The organism is Chryseobacterium sp. TQ-BC-N36, from assembly GCF_058382295.1.
Genome location: NZ_CM178175.1, coordinates 4,032,864 through 4,055,217, shown reverse-complemented (window position 1 = coordinate 4,055,217; position 22,354 = coordinate 4,032,864). Strand labels below are relative to the sequence as shown.

The 22,354-nt window shown below is 36.0% G+C and carries 15 protein-coding genes; 6 read left to right on the top strand and 9 right to left on the bottom strand.

The features are described from left to right. Positions 1 to 5: 5 nt before the first annotated feature. The 9 genes from AC3FI7_RS18170 to rimP form a co-directional block, all read right to left on the bottom strand. Positions 6 to 1,976 (bottom strand): amino acid ABC transporter substrate-binding protein, encoded by a 1,971-nt coding sequence (locus AC3FI7_RS18170; RefSeq protein ID WP_491460642.1) that lies wholly within the window; start codon positions 1,974 to 1,976, stop codon positions 6 to 8. A 38-nt stretch (positions 1,977 to 2,014) separates the two neighbouring features. Then, entirely contained in the window at positions 2,015 to 3,601 is a 1,587-nt protein-coding gene (gene bshC / locus AC3FI7_RS18165; protein WP_491460641.1) for a bacillithiol biosynthesis cysteine-adding enzyme BshC, read from the bottom strand. Positions 3,602 to 3,613: 12 nt separating this feature from the next. Then, positions 3,614 to 5,554, bottom strand: a complete 1,941-nt coding sequence (locus AC3FI7_RS18160; RefSeq protein ID WP_491460640.1) for a putative porin — start codon at positions 5,552 to 5,554, stop codon at positions 3,614 to 3,616. A gap of 87 nt (positions 5,555 to 5,641) precedes the next feature. Continuing rightward, positions 5,642 to 6,454: a hypothetical protein gene (locus AC3FI7_RS18155; RefSeq protein ID WP_491460639.1), complete on the bottom strand. Its 813-nt coding sequence runs from the start codon at positions 6,452 to 6,454 to the stop codon at positions 5,642 to 5,644. Between the two features lie 19 nt (positions 6,455 to 6,473). After that, a complete protein-coding gene (locus AC3FI7_RS18150; RefSeq protein WP_491460638.1) occupies positions 6,474 to 8,003 on the bottom strand; it encodes a RagB/SusD family nutrient uptake outer membrane protein in 1,530 nt (509 codons plus the stop codon). A gap of 28 nt (positions 8,004 to 8,031) precedes the next feature. After that, positions 8,032 to 10,944: a SusC/RagA family TonB-linked outer membrane protein gene (locus AC3FI7_RS18145; protein ID WP_491460637.1), complete on the bottom strand. Its 2,913-nt coding sequence runs from the start codon at positions 10,942 to 10,944 to the stop codon at positions 8,032 to 8,034. A gap of 304 nt (positions 10,945 to 11,248) precedes the next feature. After that, positions 11,249 to 14,215 carry a translation initiation factor IF-2 gene (gene infB, locus AC3FI7_RS18140; protein WP_343660231.1) on the bottom strand — a complete coding sequence of 989 codons (2,967 nt, stop codon included), beginning with the start codon at positions 14,213 to 14,215 and terminating at the stop codon, positions 11,249 to 11,251. Between the two features lie 78 nt (positions 14,216 to 14,293). Next, complete coding sequence (nusA, locus tag AC3FI7_RS18135; protein WP_066691517.1) at positions 14,294 to 15,529, bottom strand: transcription termination factor NusA; 1,236 nt, start codon at positions 15,527 to 15,529, stop codon at positions 14,294 to 14,296. A gap of 17 nt (positions 15,530 to 15,546) precedes the next feature. After that, complete coding sequence (gene rimP, locus AC3FI7_RS18130; RefSeq protein WP_142725273.1) at positions 15,547 to 16,014, bottom strand: ribosome assembly cofactor RimP; 468 nt, start codon at positions 16,012 to 16,014, stop codon at positions 15,547 to 15,549. A gap of 214 nt (positions 16,015 to 16,228) precedes the next feature. Between rimP and AC3FI7_RS18125 the strand changes: the two genes are divergently transcribed. The 6 genes from AC3FI7_RS18125 to AC3FI7_RS18100 all read left to right on the top strand — a co-directional run bounded on the left by AC3FI7_RS18125 (position 16,229) and on the right by AC3FI7_RS18100 (position 22,279). After that, positions 16,229 to 17,542 carry a UDP-glucose dehydrogenase family protein gene (locus AC3FI7_RS18125; protein ID WP_491460636.1) on the top strand — a complete coding sequence of 438 codons (1,314 nt, stop codon included), beginning with the start codon at positions 16,229 to 16,231 and terminating at the stop codon, positions 17,540 to 17,542. A 4-nt stretch (positions 17,543 to 17,546) separates the two neighbouring features. Next, complete coding sequence (gene rfbB, locus AC3FI7_RS18120) at positions 17,547 to 18,626, top strand: dTDP-glucose 4,6-dehydratase (protein ID WP_343660236.1); 1,080 nt, start codon at positions 17,547 to 17,549, stop codon at positions 18,624 to 18,626. A gap of 1 nt (position 18,627) precedes the next feature. Continuing rightward, the gene (locus tag AC3FI7_RS18115; protein WP_343660237.1) at positions 18,628 to 19,089 is read left to right on the top strand and encodes a DUF2059 domain-containing protein; all 462 of its coding nucleotides are present in this window, start codon (positions 18,628 to 18,630) and stop codon (positions 19,087 to 19,089) included. Position 19,090: 1 nt separating this feature from the next. Next, the gene (rfbA, locus tag AC3FI7_RS18110) at positions 19,091 to 19,954 is read left to right on the top strand and encodes a glucose-1-phosphate thymidylyltransferase RfbA (RefSeq protein WP_142725269.1); all 864 of its coding nucleotides are present in this window, start codon (positions 19,091 to 19,093) and stop codon (positions 19,952 to 19,954) included. Between the two features lie 174 nt (positions 19,955 to 20,128). After that, positions 20,129 to 20,977 carry an ABC transporter permease gene (locus AC3FI7_RS18105; RefSeq protein ID WP_142725268.1) on the top strand — a complete coding sequence of 283 codons (849 nt, stop codon included), beginning with the start codon at positions 20,129 to 20,131 and terminating at the stop codon, positions 20,975 to 20,977. A 45-nt stretch (positions 20,978 to 21,022) separates the two neighbouring features. Then, positions 21,023 to 22,279, top strand: a complete 1,257-nt coding sequence (locus tag AC3FI7_RS18100) for an ABC transporter ATP-binding protein (protein WP_142725267.1) — start codon at positions 21,023 to 21,025, stop codon at positions 22,277 to 22,279. The last annotated feature ends 75 nt before the right edge of the window (positions 22,280 to 22,354 follow it).

The window sequence follows — 22,354 nt, the reverse complement described above, 5'->3', positions numbered from 1 at the left end:
ATCATTTAAGGTACTAACCTGATTACTCTGTAACCGGTATTTACATAAGCACCATTAGCTTTAGATTTTACAAACTCAAATTTGGTAGCAAGCTGAGTCTGAACTTTATTCATCTGCCTAAAGATCTCTCCCTTTTTATTTTCTCTGGTTAACATATCGTTGACTACATCAAAACCTACGATTGCATATTTCGGCGGAGTTTTACAGTATTTACTCTTATAGGCTGCCAGAATTTCTTTTTCAAAACTACCGTCTGTATTAATCTTTCTATCCATCAGATATACCAGATTTGCCTGGCTCAGTTCATCTACTTTCTTCTCAAAAGTAGGAGAATAGAACATACTGAATGCTTTTACCCCCTGTACTTCTTTGGAAATAGCAATGATTCTGTTGGCAAAAGCATCTCCTGCTGCATTATCATCATTTGCCAAAATAGCAATAACCGGTGCAGACTGACCTGTCATCATATTCTGATCCAACTGAATATCCGCTGGAGAGTTAACAATAATGATATTAGGATTTTTTACTGCTTTTTCAAGTCCTGCTTTGATGTAGTTGGCATTCTCTTTCTTAGCATCTGCTACCACATATATTTTCTGGTCCGAATAAATTCCTTTTACTTCTTCTACAATCTTATCAGCATAAGTCTGATTGTTTGTTTCAACAATAATAAGGTTACTGTAGTTATAGAGTTCCGGAGTATTGGCAAATGGTGCTACAACCGGAATTTTTTGATTTTTGGTAAAATCAAGAACATCAATTACGTTTGATTTAAAGAATGGCCCGATAATAAGATCTGTATTATCAGGATTGATCTGTGTCAGAGAATTTTTGAATGACGCTTCATTTCCTGAATCTACAATTTTAATATCCAGCTTCTGTCCTCCTCTGGCATTTCTTTCAATAGCAAGTTTAGCTCCTGTTAAAAAGTCAAGCGCCATTGTTCTGTACTGGGTTTCGTTGGTACTATACCCAAAAGGAAGCATCAGGATAACGCTCAATGCATCTCCATTTTTCTTTACGTAGGCAGCATCCTGCTTTTTGATTTTTAAAACCATTCCGGTTTTCAAACCGCGTGAAAGGTCCGGATTAAGAGCAATAAGCTCATCTATAGATACACCGAATTTATTAACAATCGAGAATACAGTATCTCCCTGCTGCACGGTATAAGTAACATAATCATCACCCACAGCAACACTGGAGGAAGCAGATGATTTTTCATTTCCAGAATCCATTTTTGCTTTTGGATTCGATGGTTCAGCAGCGGTGTCGGTGCTGGTATTATTTGTATTGGATGTTTTTACTTTAATGGTATCACCAGGTTTAAGTCCTTTTTCTTCCAAACCAGGATTCAAAGCAAAAAGTTCCTGTTGGCTGATGCCAAACTGTTTGGTAATTCTGTAATAATTATCTTTAGCCTGAATTACATAAGATTCTCCTTCTGCTGCATTCGCAACAACAGTAGGAGTATTAGTTGTTACTGCTTTTTCTACAGGAGGTTCAGCATGTTTTTCTGCTGTTACAGTCTGTTGGGTACCCCCATATTTTTTGATGCTGGCAAGAGGTAAGGTGATTTCATCTCCGATTTTCATGTGAGAATCCAGTTCAGGATTCAGTTTTCTCAAATCCGTTTCAGAAATTCTGTACTGTTTTGTAATACCGTAGATGGTTTGTTTTGGCTGTAAAACAATTTTACCCAGAGAAGATGTACCGGTGGCTGAAGTTACTTTTTCTGCCGGAGCTGATTTTGTAACAGCCGGAGCCGCTGGCTTGTCTGATTTTATCGTTAAAACATCTCCGATCGCCAGTTTGCCATCTTTATGTTTAGGGTTTAGCTTCAGCAATTCATCTACAGTCATTCCATACTTTTTGGCAATGTTGTAAGGATTGTCACCTTGCACAACCGTATGTGATTTCTGGGCTGAAACTCCCAAAACCATACATAAACTGGATAGAATAAAAAACCTCTTTATCATATTCGATAATTATAATTTACAAAAATACTTCTTTAAAATTAAATGGCAACAATTATTAATTTGGAATCTTGAACCACCATTTCTTCCAAACAATTTTCAAGCCATGAATAGCCATAATCTGAAAAGAATACACTAAAGTTATACACTCTTTCCTGCCATGTTTTGCCGGGATGAACATCTAAAAACAGGTTTTCAAGCCTTTCCAGCAGTTCATTCTGTTTTATTTTTTCAGCATGAAGCAAACGTTTTTTCATTCTTTTAAATGACTTTAACTGTCTCACCTCTTCTGCCTTCACCATATTTCCGAAAGATTTTTCAGTAGTTTCTGCAGAAGCTTTCAATACTGAAAAGTTGCTAACCAGCAATTCTTCTTTTTCTTCCAGTAATTGTAAAATAGGATTATCTTTTAAAATCTTCTGATTGGTAAGTACTGTAAAATTCTTGAAGAAATCTTCTATTTTAAGATTCAGCTTCTCAATTTTCCCCAGCGTTTTTTCTTTCAGGAAAAGTATAGAGTTTCTTGGGATCAGGACAGGAAAAGGAATATTAATCTTTGAGAAATAATCTTTCAATTCAAGCCAGTACATAATTTCGGCATTTCCTCCAATATAAGCCAGATTCGGAAGTACATTTTCCTGATATACCGGACGCATTAAAGCATTTGGGCTGAATCTTTCAGGATGATTTTCCAGTTCGGCAAGAATTTCTTCTTCTGTAAACTGAATATTTTTATCTACGATAATATATTTCTGGCCATTGAATTCGATCCTGTCTCTGGTTTCAGAAAGATAGAAAAGATTAATTTCACGGGGATTCACCTGGACCTTTCCATATTTTTCCGTCAGAAAATCTACTTTGTCTTTGGAGGCTTTGTGTAAACTGAAATGCAGAATCTCATCTTTAAAAACCTCCTTTATCTGATTTTTCAGTTCCTTAGAGTCTCCGTCCAGAATCAAAAGTCCGAATTCCGAAAAAAGACGGTTGACAAGAATCTTAATCGCTTCTGTCAAAGTATTTCCAGGTTTATAGGCTTCCTTCATCATTAGGATCAGTTCTGTTCCAAAAATAGAATCTTTGAATTCTTTTTCAAATTCAGTAATAAAATAGGTATCACTGATTTCAATACGCCCTACCGGTCCACCGGACTTTTCATTGGTTTCGTAATAATTATTTTCGGTTTTAAAATGATTGATCTCTACAAAATCATGGTCCTCCGAAGCCATCCAATATATCGGGACAAAATTAAAATCCGGAAAATTTTCTTTCAGATAGGCACATGTTTTTATGGTCTGAAGAATTTTATACACAAAGAATACCGGCCCGGAGAAGAGATTCAGCTGATGCCCAGTTGTAATGGTAAATGTATTAGGCAGTGTAAGGTTTTCAAGATTATCTCTCTGCTTAGAGGAAAGAGAAAGACCTGAAAGCTGGCCTTCGAGCACCTCAGATAAAATATTTCTTTTTTCCGGGATGAATGAATCTTTTTTAAGATGAATCTGCTGTCTGAAATGATCTAAGGAAAATGTATTATTTTTAAAACCCTCAATTTTCTGATGTAAAAAATCTTTTACCAGCTGAGGAATACTTTCTATATCGTTAAATGATATTTTATTAATTGTTTTCAACCTGTACAGTTTTTAGTTGAACAAATACCACACAATTCCGATGTTTAATCTGAAATCATATACCGGATAGTGTGGAAATGCGTATGCTTTGTTATTGGAGATAACAGTTCCTATCTGCTGGCCTTCTATGAAAAAGAACATCTTTTTCACTTTCATATTGATATAGATATCGGCGATGGGCTGCCCTCCAATTGAAAATGAATCTGCTCTCGGAAGAATATATTCATTAAGAACGGGGAAATAATCCCTCGAAGCAAATTTAGAGAAATAGTATACTTTAACTCCCGCCTGAATTTCTGCTGCTTTTTTGAAAGCCTGCGTCTGATAGAAGAAATTGGCTCTACCGATAAAACCTGGTAAAGGAAGCAATTCTTTATTGGTTAGAGTATTCTGGAAATGTAGTCTTGTATTCAGATGGAATTTGCTGAAGCTGAATGTTGCATCTCCTCCGATCTGAGAAATATTCACAGAGTTATCACTCTGCTTTGGATTTCCATTGCTGTCGAAGTAGGTATAATTATCAATTCTGAAGTAATTGGCAAAAATTTCTGTCTTGAACCATTTCAGATTGATACTTCCTCCCAGCTCCATTACTGATTGGTTCTTTGCATTTTCAAGATAATAATTGAAGTTATTATAAACGGAAGTATTCAACAGGTAATTGAATGACGGATATGCACTCTGGAAGTTCACTTTTGCATTAACAAAATAGTCTTTGATAGGTTCAAATTTCAGATTATTAGTTGTTTTAAGGTAGCTCTTAAACTGGCTCCCGTTTGAAAATTCAAGGAACGAATTCAACTGAATTTTATCCCAAAGTTTTACCTGTAAGTTTCCTACGGCTCCGATTCTGTTTTCTTTGAGTTCATTCGGAAAAGGAAATCCATTATTAATAGCTGCAATATCTGTTACTCCAAACTTAATAATCTGATAGCGTACCCCTGCATCCAGTTTAAATTTTTCATTATTAAAGATCAGGCTTACCGTATTGCTGAAATTTTCAGAATATTTTTTTGTTGTCAGTGGAAAGCCATTCACCAAATCTGTAGGAGCATTATACCAATATGTTTCAGGAGTTGTCTGATTATAATAATACTTATTTCCCTGATGAGAAATAATATGTCTGATACTGAAAGGAAATTTTTCAGCATTGAATGGAGTAAACTGGTGACTCAGGTAGTATCTTCGGTAAGCAAACTGAGAGCTTGAAGAGGCCAGATTTACCTGAGCGTTCTGTCTGTTGCTATAATTGCTGTCACCACTCTGAAACAGATTGTCTTCAGTAATCCCACCACTTTCCTGATTATTTACATTCTGGTGGAGATAGTGAGCAAAAATTTCATAATTCCCACTCTTTGAAATATAATGTCCCGAGAATATGGTATTGTTATTCGCAGCTAATGAATTTCTGTAAAGTCCTTGAGAACGCAGCCCCATATATTCAAGGGCAAAGTTGAATCTTTTCCCGATGTTCTGGGTATAGGTAGATCTTAAAGCAGCTCCGTTTCTCATTGCATTATGGTAAATGAATGAGGCTGTAGGAGTCTTTACATCATAGTATTTCACATCATTGGCACCAATAATCATATAAGATTTATTGGACGGCAGTAAGGAAAGGTTTTCCTCCGCATTTACTTCGAATACAAGAGGGTTGAATCCCGAACCAATATTGGCAGGCTGTACTCTCCCAAAGTTATCTTTATTATTTTGCTGTGAAAAGATGTATGTTTTGTCAAAAGTCATTACGGTATCAAAAACTTTCTTTTCAGAAAACTGAGTCTGAAACTGGTAATCATTAATAGTAGGCTTAAAAATTTTCAGGGAGTCTTTTTTCCCGGAGTCGATCACCAGTGTATCTTCTTTTTTGGGTTGAGGCTTGTTATCAGCTTTATTAACAATCTGAGCTTGGGCTACAAAACCTAAAGAGAAGAGTATGAAAAGGATGTACTTCATTATTCATTATTGTACAGCAAAAATAAGAAATAAAAGGACATAAAAAACCCCACAAAAATGTGGGGTTAATTTATCAATATATTTTACTTATTGACCTATAAAATATTCCTCCTGATCTCCGTAACTACCTACACCAGGTATGGAATAAGTAATAAACAAAGTTAATTCTCTAGTACAAGGATTAAAGCTAGACTTTTGAGCAGTTGAAGTCTGCCCCCAAATATATCCCTTATATTGTGTAATATATTCTCCTGTATTAGTAGAAGGCATTGTTACAACAAATGTTTTAGGATCATAAGTTAAGATCATATCTTTTTGAGTCGTACTGTTCATAAAGAAATTCTTAATAACTAATTTATTATCTGGCATTTCTTGTATCACATAATTACCTGGATTGTCGTGAAGCCATCCTTCATTATAGAATGTTCCTGAACCTAAAAACACTGACATTGAACAGGTTAGTGACATTTTTAATTGAAAAGCCTGATAATCTAAATTATTTGCCAATGTAGGAGACTTAATAGTAAAGTTAGCAATCTTACCAGATTCAAGAGCAGAAGCTTTGAATATTCTAACTTTAAATACTCCTCTTGCAGTACCATTTTGTATAATTCCTTTTCCACCGTTGAGGATTTCAAAATCCACACCTTTTACGGCGGTAGAATTTGTAGGATTGAAAACAAGCTCAGCACTTGGATCACTATCTATGTTTTGAACTGTCCCAAAAGCCAATTCATAGTCATTATATTCCTGATCTTTAAACACATAAGCCTGATCAGAAGCGGTTACAAAATGAACAAAGGCATCTCCATGGTAGTTCAATTCTTCGCTAGGAGAACATGCTGTACCTATAATTGACGTAGCAAATAATATACTGAATAAATATAATATACGTTTCATTTTCTAAATATTTATAAGATTAATATCCAGGATTTTGTTCAATACCTGGGTTACCATTAAGTTCAGATGAAGGAATTGGAAGGGTCCATCTATGGTCAGTTAAACTTAAAGTCAGAGGAGTTCCTGTAAGGAAATCATCAGTAGCATTTCTATCAATACTTACACCAGCCTCTGCACCAAGTCTTTTTAAATCGATAAATCTGTGTCCTTCAAAAGCGAGTTCAATTCTTCTCTCTCTTAAGATATCCACTAAAGCTGCCGCAAGGTTACCATAAGTTGGTGTAGCTGCAGTACCTGTCCATTTTCTTGCATCTCTTATTTGTTTGATGTATGTAGCTGCAGTTGCAAAGTCATTAGATCTCGCAGCACATTCAGCCAAGATAAAATACATTTCAGAAATTCTGAAAATTTTAACGTCGTTTTTAAGTGGTGTTGCATTTTTTCCAGGATATTTATCAATTACATAATTTTGCTTGGTAGCATCACTTGTTGGGTCAACATAAGCATATCTTCTGATATCACTAGATGTATAAGCATAAGAATTAAATAAGTTTAACCCTGTAACCCACCATGGAGATCCACTTAATGTAGTATTATTTGTAGTATACATCCCAGCAATATTTCCACCACTTCCTCCTACAGAAGGTCTACTTAATTTGAAAATATTTTCTCCAACGATATCATCAAACAACATTTTTCTGTATGGTGTTGGTGTAGAACTTTGTGTATAGAAAGCTGTGTTCCAAGCTGAAGATCCTACAGTACCCGTTGGTATTGGTGATCCCACTGTCAAAGACAACCCACTACCGGTAATAGCAGCTTGTGCATATTGCTTAGCCAATGTATAATTCCCTCTATACAAATACATTCTTGCTCTTAAAGCACTTACTACATTTTTGTTAATGAAATAAGGAGCTGGGTGATTAGCTGCTGCAGTTGCATTGATATTTGTATCAGCATATGCTAAATCTGCCTCAACAAAATTCCAGATATCACTATTTTTAGAACGTGGAAGTTTTGTTTCAAAAGGATAGATTTTATCTGCAAGGATAACCCCTGTTGCATTATCATTCTTCATATCTGTAGAATAATAAGTCATCAGGTTGAGATAAGCAAATGCTCTTAACACTCTTGCTTCCGCTAAAGTGTTATTATATAATGCAATATCTGTTGCACTTGAAGGAGTAATTAGAGCAGATTTTTCAATAAGTTGATTTACTCTGTTAATTAATAGATATTGCCCACTCCAAATTCCTTCAACAAAAGGATCATTTGGTATAATAACAAACCTAAAAGTACTTTGATCCTGCCCCGCATTGGCAGGTCCAACTTTTAGTTCATCTGTGAATAAAGAACTAAATTTTATTTGGCTTGTAATATCTGCACTAGTATAAACAGACCCTACTAAAAATTTCTCTAAATCTGAAGCAGATTGAAATGCTTGCTGATCTTGCGCTTCTCCCGCCTGTCGTATATCAAGAGCATCATTACAAGAATATATCAACATGGATGCGGCTGCAACTAATATATATTTTTTAACTTTTTTCATTTTATAAATTTTCTAAATAATTTAATTATTAAAAATCAAGCGTTGCTCCTATCGAGAATGTTTTCAAGTTAGGGTAAACTGATGAAGAGTAAGCAAACGTTGGCTCAGGATCATAACCTTTCCATTTAGTAAATGTCAGCAAGTTTTCTCCTGATAAGAATATCTTAGCATTTTTAACAAACATTGAATTTCCTAATAAACTTTTAGGTATGTTATAACCTAATGTTATAGTTTTTAATCTAATAAATGAAGCATCTTTTAGATATCTATCTGAGTTATCAGCTAGAGATTTATTACTTGCGTTAAAAGATGGAATATTTGTATTCATATTTGTAGGAGTCCAGGCATTTAACAAGTCTGAGCTAACATTAAAATTACCTGCTGAAGAACTATCATAAACATAAGTTAGCTGATTATCCCACTTCCATACATCTGCCTGATAAGAAAAGTGAGCATCAAGGAATATTCCTTTATATTCTGCATTAAGACCAAACCCTCCTGACCATTTTGGCAAATAACTTTTTCCTGTTTTAACTTGGTCTGATACAGCATTAGGATTTTCTGTAACGTGACCATCTTTATCATAAAACAACATGTTTCCGTTATCTTTATTTACTCCAGCATAGCTAATTAAATACCATTCACCCAACATTCCTCCAGTTACATTTCTTAGGTCACCAGCAGTTGCATCTTGAGCAAGGCTTAAGAATTTACTTTTGTTATAAGCTGTATTTGCATAGATTGAAAGTTTAGCATCTTGCTTGTTGATAATATTATATCTTAACAAGACTTCAATACCTTTGTTCTGAAGTTTACCATTGTTATAACTAATAGTTGACTGTCCATTGATATTAGAGATTGGCAAAGAGTTAAACAATTTATCTGTGCGCTTATCATAAACATCAACAGATCCTTCTAACTTTCTGTTTAACAATCTAAAATCCAAACCAAGATCTAACTGTCCAATAACTTCCCATTGAATACCTGGATTCTGAAGTGCACTTGGATACAATGCTCCTTGTTGTGTATCATAACCCGCAGACTGAGTAATAAAAGGTCTTACAACATTCGCTGCAGGAAGTAATGGGTTAGCCCCACTAGCAGCAGCAATAATATTTTGGTTACCATTTGTACCATAAGAAGCTCTAAGTTTTAACATGTCAAAAGTAGATCCTTCCATGAAACTTTCCTTATCAATGTTCCATCTACCAGCTATACTCCAGAAAGTAGCCCATTGGTTATCTCCTGTAAATCTATAACTTCCATCTCTTCTTATTACCCCACTCACACCATATTTGCTATCATAATCATAATCTAATGTCGCAAAGTAAGCTAAAGTTCCTGCTTTGATTTTAGAGGCGGAAAGTGTAGGAACATAATAAACAATCGGAGGAAGGTTTCCGTTAGCAAAATATGCTGGTGGAACGTACCCAGTTCCTGCTCCAAACTGCCATGTCAAAGGATATAATCCATTTTGAGTTTGTGAAGAAGCATTATAATGAGACTTCATATAATCCAAATATACCGCTGCATCGAAGGTATGCTTTTCATTAATAACTTTATGATATGCTAAACTGGTAACGGAGTTGAATGTAAAATCATTTGTTTTAAGAATACTTTCACTACCACCAAATGGATTTGGATTTTGAGTAGTTGCTGCTCCTTTAGCTACAACAATTGCTAAATATGAATAAGGAGCTCGTGCAAACATTCTTTCTGAATATTTATAATCTACCCCAGATTTATTTGAAACTGTCAAATCATCAGTAAGTTTATAAGAGGCAGCAAAGTTAGAAACAATGCTAGTTTCATTAAGCTGATTTGGAAGCGTTCCTCTTAAGATGTCTTGTAACACCCACACGCTATTCCCTCCACCTGTTGATGATCCAATAGCATTATATAAAGCTTGACCAGTTGTGTATTTGTTTGACTGCATTGTAGGTAGTGCCGTAATACCAACAAGCAAAGGATTCTGTACTACATTTGAAGTAATATTTCCATTCGTTTCTTCATCCAGCTGATGTCTTTTAGAATATCCTAAACCAATATTTGCATTATAAGTAAATCTTCCATTACTAGACTTTCCATTTAAGTTATTTCTTAAAGTAAATCTCTTAAAATCGGTTGTAGGAACGGTACCTGTCTGCTCCATATAACCAATCGAAGTATAATTGTTTACGTTTTGAGCCCCAAATGACATTCCGACATCATGAGTTTGTGTAAAACCTGTTTTAAATAAGACTTTACTCCAGTCTGTATCTGGTCCTGAATAAGCAGCAATTTGGTCAAGGCTCATTTGTGATCCCTGCCCTAGCCCTAATCTATTTTGGATTGTCAAGAGCTCTTTGGCATTAGCCATATTATAATGAGTGCTTGGCAATAGCCCTATACCTGTGGTACCAGTATATGTTAAACCAAAACGATTTGTACCATACTTTCCTTGCTTTGTTCTAATAACAATAACTCCATTCCCTCCTCTGTTACCATAAATTGAAGTAGCCGCTGCATCTTTCAAAATAGATATTGATTCAATATCATTTGCATTTAAATTTCTAAACTGAGTGGAATTCGAAATCATCCCATCAATTACATAAAGAGGATCAGAACTCGCACTAATTGAACTAACCCCTCTAATAATAACATCAATTTTTGCTGAACCAGGAGAACCAGAAGCTGAATTAATAGTCAATCCAGGAGCTTCTCCTTGTAGAGAGTTCAAAAAAGAAACGTTCGGTCTGTTCTCAAGTTTTTCTGCTGTTACCGTTGTAGAAGCAGTAACATCTTTTGGTTTAGTTTGTGTTTTATTATACCCTAATACAACAACTTCATCAATCTGTTTTGTATTTTTTGTAGAGTCATTTGCTGCTTTGTTTTGAGCAAACACAGCCTGGCCTGTAAAAAACAGGACACCAGCTGTCAATACACGTAATTTAACATTCATATTAACAAATTTTAATATATTTAATGGGCAAATATGTTAATAAATATTAACACTCACAAATTAAACCAATGTTTAAATACCTCTTTTTTTTAATATTATATTTAAATTTTTCTCAAATTAAATAGGATTCATTAATGATAGATAGCTTTTATTAAATAAATAATAATTTTCATGCAAATCAAATTCGCTTTAACAAATTATTAATAATTTAAAAAAAATTATTTAGAACCATTATAAATTGTGGGTTTTTAAAAATAAAAAAACCACTTTATAAAAAAGTGGTTTTCACATATTTAGGATATAATTATTTCAGTTTTTTCTTAACCGCTACTTCTTCGTAAACTTCAAGAATATCTCCGATTTCGATGTCATTGTAACCTTTCAGGTTCAGACCACATTCGTAACCTTTTGTGACTTCTTTAACATCATCTTTGAAACGTTTTAAGCTTTCAAGCTCCCCGTCAAATTTAACAATACCGTCTCTTAATAAACGTACTTTAGATTGTCTTGTTACTTTTCCTGTAAGAACCATACAACCTGCAATTGTTCCTACTTTAGAAATCTTGAATACTTCACGGATCTCAACATTACCAATCACCTGCTCCTGAATTTCCGGAGAAAGCATTCCCTCCATCGCTTCTTTTACCTCATCGATTGCTTTATAGATTACAGAATACGTTCTGATTTCAATTTCTTCACGGTCTGCAAGCTCTTTTGCATTAGCTCCTGCTCTTACATTAAATCCAATGATAATAGCATCTGATGCTGCAGCCAGGTTGATATCGGACTCAGTGATCTGCCCAACACCTGAGTGAAGGATTTTCACACTGATTTCTTCAGTTGATAATCTTTGTAACTGATCAGAAAGTGCTTCCACAGAACCATCCACATCACCTTTAAGAATAATATTCAATTCTTTGAATTCTCCTAAAGCAATACGTCTTCCTAATTCTTCAAGTGTTGTATGTTTTTTCGTTCTGATAGAAAGTTCTCTCTGAAGCTGTTCTCTCTTGTTTGCAATAGCCTTACCTTCACTTTCGTCAGCATATACGCGGAATTTATCTCCCGCTGTAGGTGCTCCATCCAGACCTAAAATTGTTGCAGGAATAGAAGGACCTGCTTCTGCAAGGTTTTTTCCTCTTTCATCAAGCAAAGCTTTTACTTTACCGTGATTTTTACCTGCTACCACATAATCTCCTACCCTTAAGGTTCCGGCCTGTACCAGCATAGTAGCAACATATCCTCTACCTTTATCTAATGAAGCTTCAATAACAACTCCGTTTGCTGAACGTTCTGGATTTGCTTTTAATTCAAGCATTTCTGCCTGCAGTAAAACCTTTTCCAACAATACATCTACGTTATTACCAAATTTAGCTGAAATTTCTTGAGCCTGAACATTACCACCCCATTCTTCTACAAGAACTGGAGGGTTCAAGCCAGAAAGCTGTTGACGGATATTATCCGGATTTGCATTAGGCTTATCAACTTTATTGATTGCAATAATCATTGGGACTTGTGCAGCCTGAGCGTGAGCAATAGCTTCTTTTGTCTGTGGCATTACATCATCATCGGCAGCAATTACAATAATGGCAATATCCGTAATCTGTGCACCCCTTGCTCTCATCGCTGTAAAGGCTTCGTGACCAGGAGTATCTAAGAAAGTAATTCTCTGACCATTTTCCAGTTTTACGTTATAAGCACCGATGTGCTGGGTAATACCCCCAGATTCACCCGCAATTACGTTAGTTTTTCTGATGTAATCCAATAATGAAGTTTTACCGTGGTCAACGTGTCCCATTACAGTAACAACAGGCGCTCTTGATACCAGGCTTTCTTCTGTATCGATTTCATCTTCAGTATTATTATCTTCAAGATCAGCATCTGAGAATTCAATTTTATAACCAAACTCATCTGCTACCAGTAGTAAAGTATCTGCTTCAAGTCTCTGGTTCATGGTAACCATAACCCCTAATGAGAAACAGGCAGAAATTACTTCAGTCGGAGAAACATTCATCAAACTTGCCAATTCACCTACTGTGATGAACTCGGTTACTTTAAGAGTTCTATCCTGCGCCTCAAGTTCCTGCTGACGTTCATCCTGCTCTCTACGGAAAGTTCTTTTGTCTTTTCTGTGTTTTGCAGATTTAGATTTCCCACCTTTATTGGTAAGTTTCTCTAAAGTTTCTTTGATCTGATTTTTAACCTGTTCGTCAGTCAGCTCAACTGGCATAACTCTTTGTCCAGGTCTGTTATTCTGGCCTCCTTTTTTGAAGCCGCCACCTTGACCCTGACGGTTTCCACCACCCTGATTATTATTTCCGAAACGGTTTCCACCCTGGCCACCCTGACCTTGGGGACGATTACCCTGTCCTCCCTGACCCTGGCGGTTTCCACCTTGTCCACCGTTATTCTGCTGACGATTTCCCTGGCCCTGTCCACCCTGGTTATTATTTCCTGAGTTTTGATTATTTCCCTGACCTTGCTGATTATTCTGCCCACCAGGTTTTTCAATTCTCTTTCTTTTCTTTTTTGCCCCAGCTCCCGGCTTTGGTGCAAATTGAGTCAGGTCTATCTTTTCTCCAACGATCTTAGGACCATCAAGCTTTTGATATACCGTCTCAATTTTCTGTGGTTCCTGAGATTCAGGCTCAGCTTCCTCTTTTGGAGCTTCCACTTTTTTCTCCTCTACAACCACAGGCTTTGGAGTTTCCTTTACTGCTTCCACAGGTTTTACTTCTTCTTTTTTCTCCTCCATTCTTGGTTTGTCTTTTTTTACAGGTCTGTTTCTAGATTCTATTTGAGACAAATCAATTTTATCCAAAACCTTAAATTCCTGTTTTTCTGGAGCTGTTTTAACCTCCGGCTGTTCTTCTTTCACGATTTCTTCTTTCTTTTCTTCAACCGGTGTTGCAACAGGAGCCACAGGAGCTGCAGAAACTTCTTCTGTATCAGGTTTTTTAGATTCCAAATCTATTTTACCCAAAATTCTGGTTTCTGGTTTATTTGCTTTAGCTCTTATCACTTCAGGGGTTTTCTTTTCTTCAATTTCCAGCTTTTCTTCCGGAACTTTAGTAATTACCACCTCATGGGAAGCCTTTCGCTGTTCGCCGTCTTTAGCAAACTCAGCCTCCAATGCAGAATATGCCGCTTCTTCCAATTGAGCGTTAGGATTGCTTTCAACTTCAAATCCCCTTGATTGTAAAAACTCTACTAATCTGGACATTGAAATGTTGAATTCCTTAACCGCTTTATTTAATCTAATTTTTGGCATCTATATTATTTACTGTTTTTTAATTTTTAAAATTAAAGTATTTCCTTTTTACTGTTTATTAAAATTTATTTTAAAATCTTAATCTTCAAATTCTTCTCTCAGAATACGTTTAACCTCTTCGATTGTTTCTTCTTCAAGGTCTACCATATTTAAAAGACTCTCAGTTTCTTTATCCAATACTGATTTTGCAGTCGTAAGTCCTACTTTCTTAAACTCATCCAAAATCCACTGCTCGATATCATCGTTAAATTCTTTCAATTCAACATCATCATCCTCGCTGGACTCTCTGTACACATCAATCTCATATCCTGTCAACCAAGAAGCCAGTCTGATATTCTGTCCTTGTTTTCCGATCACTTTGGAAATTTCTTCAACCGGAGTATACACCAACGCATAGCTGGTCTCCTCATTGATTTCAATTTTGTTGATAGTAACATTTCCCAATGCTCTCTTCACCAAGATTTCAGGGTTTTTAGACCACTGAATAACATCGATGTTTTCATTTCTCAACTCTCTTACAACGCCATGAATTCTGGATCCTTTAACCCCAACACAAGCGCCTACAGGATCAATCCTGTCATCGTAAGCGTCTACTGCGATCTTCGCCTTTTCACCAGGAATTCTCACTACCTTTTTCAGGATAATGGTTCCGTCCTGGATCTCAGGAATTTCCAGCTCTAATAACTTCTCCAGGAATTTAGGTGCAGTTCTGGAAATAATAATCTGCGGTTTAGAACCTTTAAAATCTACTGTCTCAACAATAGCTCTGATATTCTCACCCTTTTTAAAGAAATCGGATGGGATCTGGTTTTCTTTCGGTAAAATGAATTCATTTCCTTCATCATCCAGCAGGATCACATGTTTATGACGGATGTGATGAATTTCCCCTACAACTATTTCTCCAATTTTATCTCTGAACTGTTCATACAGCATTGCATTATTGTGTTCCTGAAGTTTGGTCGCCAGAATCTGCTTAAGGGTAAGAATATTTCTTCTTCCCAACTGTGCCACAGGAATTTCCATTGTAAAGTCTTCCCCTACTTCGAAGGTAGGATCAATCTTCTTCGCTTCAGAGATTTCAATTTCCAGATCATCATCTTCAGACATTTCGTCCTCTACAATTGTTTTATTTAAAAATATCTGAAAATCTCCTTTATCCGGGTTTACAATCACATCAAAATGGTCATCTGAATCGAATCTCTTTCTCAAAAGAGTCTTCAGTGAATCTTCAATAATTGCCATAAGATCAATCTTACTGATCCCTTTTTCGTCTTTAAAATCACCAAAGGATTCAATCAACGCTATATTATCCATCTATTCTTTTTTCTTTTTTAAAATTTAATTACTACTAATGCTTTTTTGATCTCAGAGTAAGAAATCTCTTTCTCCTCCTCTACATCCACTTTTCCTTTTCCGATATCTTTCGGCTTACGGTAACGCAAAATAAGTGTGATCTTTTCCTCATCTACTTTTGACAATTCCCCTTCAATTTTAGAAGAATCTTCCAGCATTACCTCAATCTCTCTTCCAATATTCTTGCTGAACTGTCTTGGTGTGGATAACGGCTCGCTCAGTCCGGCAGACATCACCTGAAGGCTAAAGTCATGCTCTTCACGATCCATATTGAATTCTATGGCACGGCTTGCATCAAGACAATCCTGCAAAGAAACGCCATTATCACCATCTAAAATCACTGTAATATCATCCCCTGCAGAAATTTTAAGATCAATAAGAAACAGATCTTTTCTGGTCTCAAGGAATTCATTTAATAATTCTTCAATTCTTTTTCTAAACTCCATATATTTTTATCTTGATTTACAGTACGAAAAAAGGCTTTCTTCCGAAGCCTTCCCATTTTTTCCGTAAATCCAATGCAAATATACGCTTTTTTTCTAAAAATGCAAAATTATCTTAAGTATCAAGCAAATAGAGTCAGATTCATTTACCATAAATTAAAAGAGCATGTCACAGTATTTTTATTATTTTTGTCTTTAGAATTTTAAAACAAACATTTTGAATATAACGATTGTAGGAACAGGTTATGTAGGATTAGTCACAGGAACTACTCTGGCAGAACTTGGCAATTCAGTATACTGTGTTGATATTGATGAAAAAAAAGTAGAAGGTATGAAAAACGGCATTGTTCCCATCTATGAGCCGAACCTTGAAGAAATGTTTTTAAGAAACATACAGTCTGAAAGATTATTTTTCACCACCAACCTTAAAGAGGCTTTAGATAAAAGCGAAGTAATATATCTGGCCCTACCCACCCCCCCAGGTGAGGATGGTTCAGCAGACCTGTCCTATGTATTGAAGGTGGCCAATAATATTGGTGAGCTAATGACAGAATACAAGGTCATTGTTAATAAAAGTACTGTTCCTGTAGGAACTGCCGACAGGGTAAGAGAAACGATTGCCGCCAAAACAAATATTCTGTTTGATGTTGTATCAAATCCAGAGTTTTTAAGGGAAGGCTTTGCTGTGGAAGACTCGATGAATCCTTCGAGAGTAGTTGTCGGAGCAAGCTCTGAAAGAGCCCAAAACATTATGTCTAAAATCTACCAGCCTTTCACCAATACAGGAATCCCGATTATTTTCATGGATGAGAAATCATCGGAACTTACCAAATATGCTGCCAACTCATTTTTGGCGGTGAAAATTACCTTTATGAACGAAATAGCGAACTATTGCGAAAAAGTAGGAGCCGATGTAGACAAGGTAAGACTGGGAATGGGAAGTGATGACAGAATCGGGCACAGATTCTTATTTCCTGGCATCGGATATGGAGGAAGCTGCTTTCCTAAAGATGTAAAAGCTCTTATTAAGTCTGGGAAACAGGAAGATTTTAATTTTCAGATCCTTGAAGCTACTGAAAAAGTAAATACAACCCAGAAAGTAATTTTAGTTTCTGAAATTGAAAAGTATTTTGGCGGAAATATCGAAGGAAAAAAAATTGCCATGTGGGGACTGGCATTTAAAGCAAATACCGATGATATCAGAGAAGCATCCTCCTTAGACAACATCGCTCTTCTGCTGGATAAAGGTGCAAAAATTGTAGCATATGACACTATTGCAGAAAACAATGTTAAGAAAATTCTGGGTGACAAAATACAATATGCTAAAGGAATGTATGATGCACTGGAAGAAGTAGACGCTCTGTTTATCGCCACAGAATGGCCTGAATTCAAAAATCCGAATTTTGAACTTATGGCCAAAAAAATGAAAAACAAGGTCATTTTTGACGGTAGAAACATGTATCCGCTGGAAATCCCGGAACAAAACGGATTCCATTATAAAAGTATAGGAAGAAAGACCATCTCAAAATAAATCAATGAAAAACATTATCATCACAGGAGGCGCAGGATTTATCGGCTCTCATGTTGTAAGAGAATTTGTAAAAAACAATCCGGAAAGCACTATCATTAATCTTGATGCTCTTACTTATGCCGGAAATTTAGAAAATCTTAAAGACATTGAAAACGAGCCCAATTATGTTTTCGAAAAAGCAGATATCACAAAACCGGAAGAACTCCGAAAGGTGTTTGAAAAATACAATCCCGACGCTGTTGTACATTTAGCTGCAGAAAGTCATGTAGACAGAAGTATCACTGATCCTATGGCATTCATCAATACCAATGTGAACGGAACAGCCAATCTTCTCAACCTTTGTAAAGAATTCTGGACATTAAATCCGGACCATACCCACGGCAGATTCCCGGATGAAAAAAGAACAAATCTTTTCTATCATATTTCAACTGATGAAGTATACGGAAGTCTAGGAGAAACAGGATTCTTTTTAGAAACAACTCCTTACGATCCACAATCTCCATATTCTGCCTCAAAAGCCGCTTCTGATCATTTGGTGAGAGCATATGGAAACACTTACGGAATGCCGTTCATCGTATCCAACTGTTCCAACAACTATGGACCGAATCATTTCCCGGAAAAGCTGATCCCTCTGTGCATTTCAAATATTATCAATGAAAGGCCCCTTCCCATTTATGGTGACGGAAAATATACAAGAGACTGGTTATTTGTCATTGATCATGCCAGAGCCATTCACCAGATCTTTAAAGAAGCTAAAACCGGTGAAACATATAATATCGGCGGATTCAATGAATGGCAGAATATTGATCTTGTAAAAGAACTGATCAGGCAAATGGATACCAAACTGGAAAGACCGGAAGGTTATTCTGAAAAACTGATCACTTTTGTAAAAGACAGGCCGGGCCATGATAAACGTTATGCTATTGATGCAACCAAGCTCAATAAAGATTTGGGCTGGAAACCATCCGTAACCTTTGAAGAAGGATTGGCAAAAACCATTGACTGGTATCTTGAAAATAAAGAATGGCTGGAGAATGTAACCAGTGGAGATTATCAAAAATATTACGAAAATCAATATTCGTAGAATGAAAAAGTATTTTTTTTTATTTTTCGTAATCTTATCAGTTTCGTCATATTCACAATCTGTCATCCAGACCAAGTTTCCCACTGAAACCCAAAAGAAACTTATTGATGAACTTATTGAAGTTTCTGGGTATAATGACTCATTGATGAAAACAGCAAACTTACTATTGTTCAGAAAGTCTATGCAATATGAAAATGGTAAAAATTTCGAAATTTTAAATAAAGAAGAAAAGAAAATCATCCTCGACAGAATAAGACATAGTTATTCAAGAAAAGATAAACTCTATTTTGATTTCATGAATCTGACTGAAAAGAATCTGATCAATTTGATTAAATTTTATAATGAAAATCCAAATTTAAAATCCAGCAATTATATATTTTCCTCAGATATTATAATTCATAATCTGGACAATGAAATCAGCCTTGAAGTCAATAAGATTTTAAAAGACAAATCCACAAAATAAAATGAAAGGAATAATATTAGCCGGAGGATCCGGAACACGACTTTACCCTCTAACCATTGCTGTAAGCAAGCAGCTGATGCCTGTTTACGACAAACCCATGATTTATTATCCGCTTTCCACGCTTCTTTTAGCAGGAATTAAGGATATCCTGATCATCACCACTCCACATGACCAGGCCGGTTTCATCAAACTTCTGGGTGACGGTTCCCAAATCGGCTGCAATATAGAATACGTTGTACAGCCAAGCCCTGACGGCCTGGCACAGGCATTCATTCTGGGAGACCGGTTTATTGGAGATGATTCTGCCGCACTGGTACTGGGAGATAATATTTTCTACGGTTCTGAAATGGGAACTTTACTGAAAAATAAAACCAACCCAAATGGAGGTGTTGTTTTTGCCTACCACGTAGCTGACCCCGAAAGATATGGTGTTGTAGAATTTGATAAAGACCTTAAGGCTGTTTCTATTGAAGAAAAACCTCTGAGTCCAAAATCAAATTATGCCGTACCCGGTCTTTATTTTTATGACAATAGCGTAGTCGATATCGCCAAAAATATCAAACCTTCCGCAAGAGGCGAACTGGAAATCACCGATATCAACAATGTTTATCTTAGCAAAGGAAAGCTTGAAGTAGCCGTTCTTGACAGAGGTACAGCCTGGCTGGATACCGGAACATTCGACTCTCTTCACGATGCATCAGAATTTGTAAGTGTGATTGAAAAAAGGCAGGGGTTTAAAATCGGCTGCATTGAAGAAATTGCATTCAGAAATAAATTCATCAATGAAGAAAAGCTGCTGGAAACGGCTACCAAATATGGCAAAAGCGGCTATGGTGAATACCTGAAACAACTTATTGGAAAATAACAATTATAATTTATAAAAACTACAGACTATTGGCTTTATGGCCAATAGTTTTTGTTCATACCGTCAAATATCAATATATTAGTTGTTGATTTTTAGTTTTATGGGCAATGAAAATTCATAAACTGAGCGATACGGTAAGAATTAATTATTATAAATTTGCAAAAACTTACACAGATGAATGAACCACAACAGAAGTGGACTGAAACGATTGATGCTGATCATTCGTTATTTGACTTGAAGCTGAAAGAAGTCTGGAGATACAAAGATCTTGTTTATATGTTTGTAAAAAGAGATTTTGTATCCAGTTTTAAACAGACTATTTTAGGACCAATCTGGTTTTTTATTAATCCCATTTTAACCACTATTGTCTATCTGGTTATTTTTGGAAGAATCGCCAAGCTTCCAACAGACGGAGCACCGCCACTTCTTTTCTATCTGGCCGGGGTTACTCTATGGAATTATTTTTCTTCGTCATTACTGGCGACATCCTCTACCTTTACTGGCAATGCCGGGATTTTTGGAAAAGTTTATTTTCCAAGACTGGTCACTCCACTCTCCATTGTCATCTCCAATCTTATGAGATTTGGAGTTCAGTTTCTGTTATTCATTCTTGCATGGGCATATTATTTCAATAAAGGAGAAGCACATCCCAATATCTGGGTTCTTGCAACACCTTTCCTTATATTGTTAATGGCTCTTTTTGCATTGGGAGTAGGAATGATATTTTCTTCACTTACTACAAAATATAAGGACCTGGCAATGCTGTTAGGTTTTGGGGTTAGCTTATATATGTACGCTACTCCTGTCATTTATCCTGTGTCTTCATTACCGGGATTTTTTAAAAAACTGGCATATTATAATCCGTTAACAGGTATTTTTGAATGCTTTAAATATGCGTGGATCGGGGTAGGAGACTTTTCTCCTGCCATGCTTGGAATCAGTACGGTTATTATTCTCATTCTTTTAATGATAGGGATTGTCGTATTCAATAAGGTTGAAAAAAGCTTTATGGATACTGTATAGTATTTATTGAGAAACTTTCTTATTAATTTTAAATCATTTAAAAATATGCTGGCTTTAAAAGCAGAAAATATATCAAAACAATACCGTCTGGGGCAAGTCGGGACAGGTACTCTTTCCCATGATCTTAACAGGTTCTGGCATAAAGTAAGAGGAAAGGAAGATCCTTATCTGAAAATTGGAGAAGCCAATGACAGAGCCACAAAGGGAGATTCTGAATACGTATGGTCTCTTCAGGACATCAACTTTGAAATCCAGCAAGGAGACGCTGTAGGAATCATCGGAAGGAATGGTGCCGGAAAATCTACATTACTGAAACTGCTGAGTAAAGTTACAAAACCTACGACCGGTAAAATATACAGCCAGGGAAGAATTGCCTCATTGCTTGAAGTAGGAACAGGTTTTCATCCCGAAATGACGGGACGAGAAAATGTCTTTCTTAACGGGGCTATCCTTGGAATGACAAGAAAGGAAATCACCAGGAAATTTGATGAGATTGTCGATTTCTCAGGAGTAGAAAGATATATTGACACTCCTGTGAAAAGGTATTCTTCCGGAATGTATGTGCGGCTTGCGTTTGCTGTAGCAGCTCATTTGGAATCTGAAATCCTTATTGTGGATGAAGTGTTGGCAGTAGGTGATGCTGAATTTCAGAAAAAATGCCTGGGGAAAATGGGAGATGTTACCAAAGGAGAAGGAAGAACCATTCTTTTTGTAAGCCATAATATTACTGCAATTAAAGAGCTTTGCAATTATGGTATTTTACTGGATAAAGGAACTCTCGTAACTCAGGGTGATATCAATAAATGTATTATTGAATATCAAAAAAATAATGATATTAAATTCTTTTATGACTATTCAAATGACAATACAAAAGTTGAAAATCATAAGATTCTGGTAAAGTCATATAAAGCAGAGCCAATCAATGGAGATATGATCAATATTAAATCAGGAATTAAAGTAACTGTTACTTTCATGAGTAAGCTGGAAAATGTTGATATTGATCTGTCATTCTTTTTAAAAAACAGTCATGATCTTACTGTAATGAGTACAGGAATTATGGTAAGTCAAAATAAAAATTCGGAAAAAGGAGATTACACTGTCAGTTTTGAAATTCCGCCGTACACAATTAATGAAGATTCATATCATTTCGATTTCTTTTGGGGAGTAAACAGGTCGGATATAGCCTTCAGAACAGAATTGTTCGGATTTGAAGTACATGGAATGCAGAATCAGTTTGGTGAAATCATAAAATCACCGGGCATTTTGTTTCCACGCATCACACACACAGTTGAAAGAGCCTGATAAAAATCAAAATTAATCCATAGCCAATAGTTTTATACATTTATTAATTAGGCTATTAAACAATATTCACAATAC

What these genes read in the sequence shown, in the direction of transcription:
- AC3FI7_RS18100 (WP_142725267.1), top strand. Translation starts at nt 21,023, where the DNA reads ATGCTGGCTTTAAAAGCAGAAAATATATCAAAACAATACCGTCTGGGG.
- AC3FI7_RS18160 (WP_491460640.1), bottom strand. Translation starts at nt 5,554, where the DNA reads ATGAAGTACATCCTTTTCATACTCTTCTCTTTAGGTTTTGTAGCCCAA.
- AC3FI7_RS18170 (WP_491460642.1), bottom strand. Translation starts at nt 1,976, where the DNA reads ATGATAAAGAGGTTTTTTATTCTATCCAGTTTATGTATGGTTTTGGGA.
- AC3FI7_RS18115 (WP_343660237.1), top strand. Translation starts at nt 18,628, where the DNA reads ATGAAAAAGTATTTTTTTTTATTTTTCGTAATCTTATCAGTTTCGTCA.
- nusA (WP_066691517.1), bottom strand. Translation starts at nt 15,529, where the DNA reads ATGGATAATATAGCGTTGATTGAATCCTTTGGTGATTTTAAAGACGAA.
- AC3FI7_RS18145 (WP_491460637.1), bottom strand. Translation starts at nt 10,944, where the DNA reads ATGAATGTTAAATTACGTGTATTGACAGCTGGTGTCCTGTTTTTTACA.
- rimP (WP_142725273.1), bottom strand. Translation starts at nt 16,014, where the DNA reads ATGGAGTTTAGAAAAAGAATTGAAGAATTATTAAATGAATTCCTTGAG.
- rfbA (WP_142725269.1), top strand. Translation starts at nt 19,091, where the DNA reads ATGAAAGGAATAATATTAGCCGGAGGATCCGGAACACGACTTTACCCT.
- rfbB (WP_343660236.1), top strand. Translation starts at nt 17,547, where the DNA reads ATGAAAAACATTATCATCACAGGAGGCGCAGGATTTATCGGCTCTCAT.
- infB (WP_343660231.1), bottom strand. Translation starts at nt 14,215, where the DNA reads ATGCCAAAAATTAGATTAAATAAAGCGGTTAAGGAATTCAACATTTCA.
- AC3FI7_RS18155 (WP_491460639.1), bottom strand. Translation starts at nt 6,454, where the DNA reads ATGAAACGTATATTATATTTATTCAGTATATTATTTGCTACGTCAATT.
- AC3FI7_RS18150 (WP_491460638.1), bottom strand. Translation starts at nt 8,003, where the DNA reads ATGAAAAAAGTTAAAAAATATATATTAGTTGCAGCCGCATCCATGTTG.
- AC3FI7_RS18105 (WP_142725268.1), top strand. Translation starts at nt 20,129, where the DNA reads ATGAATGAACCACAACAGAAGTGGACTGAAACGATTGATGCTGATCAT.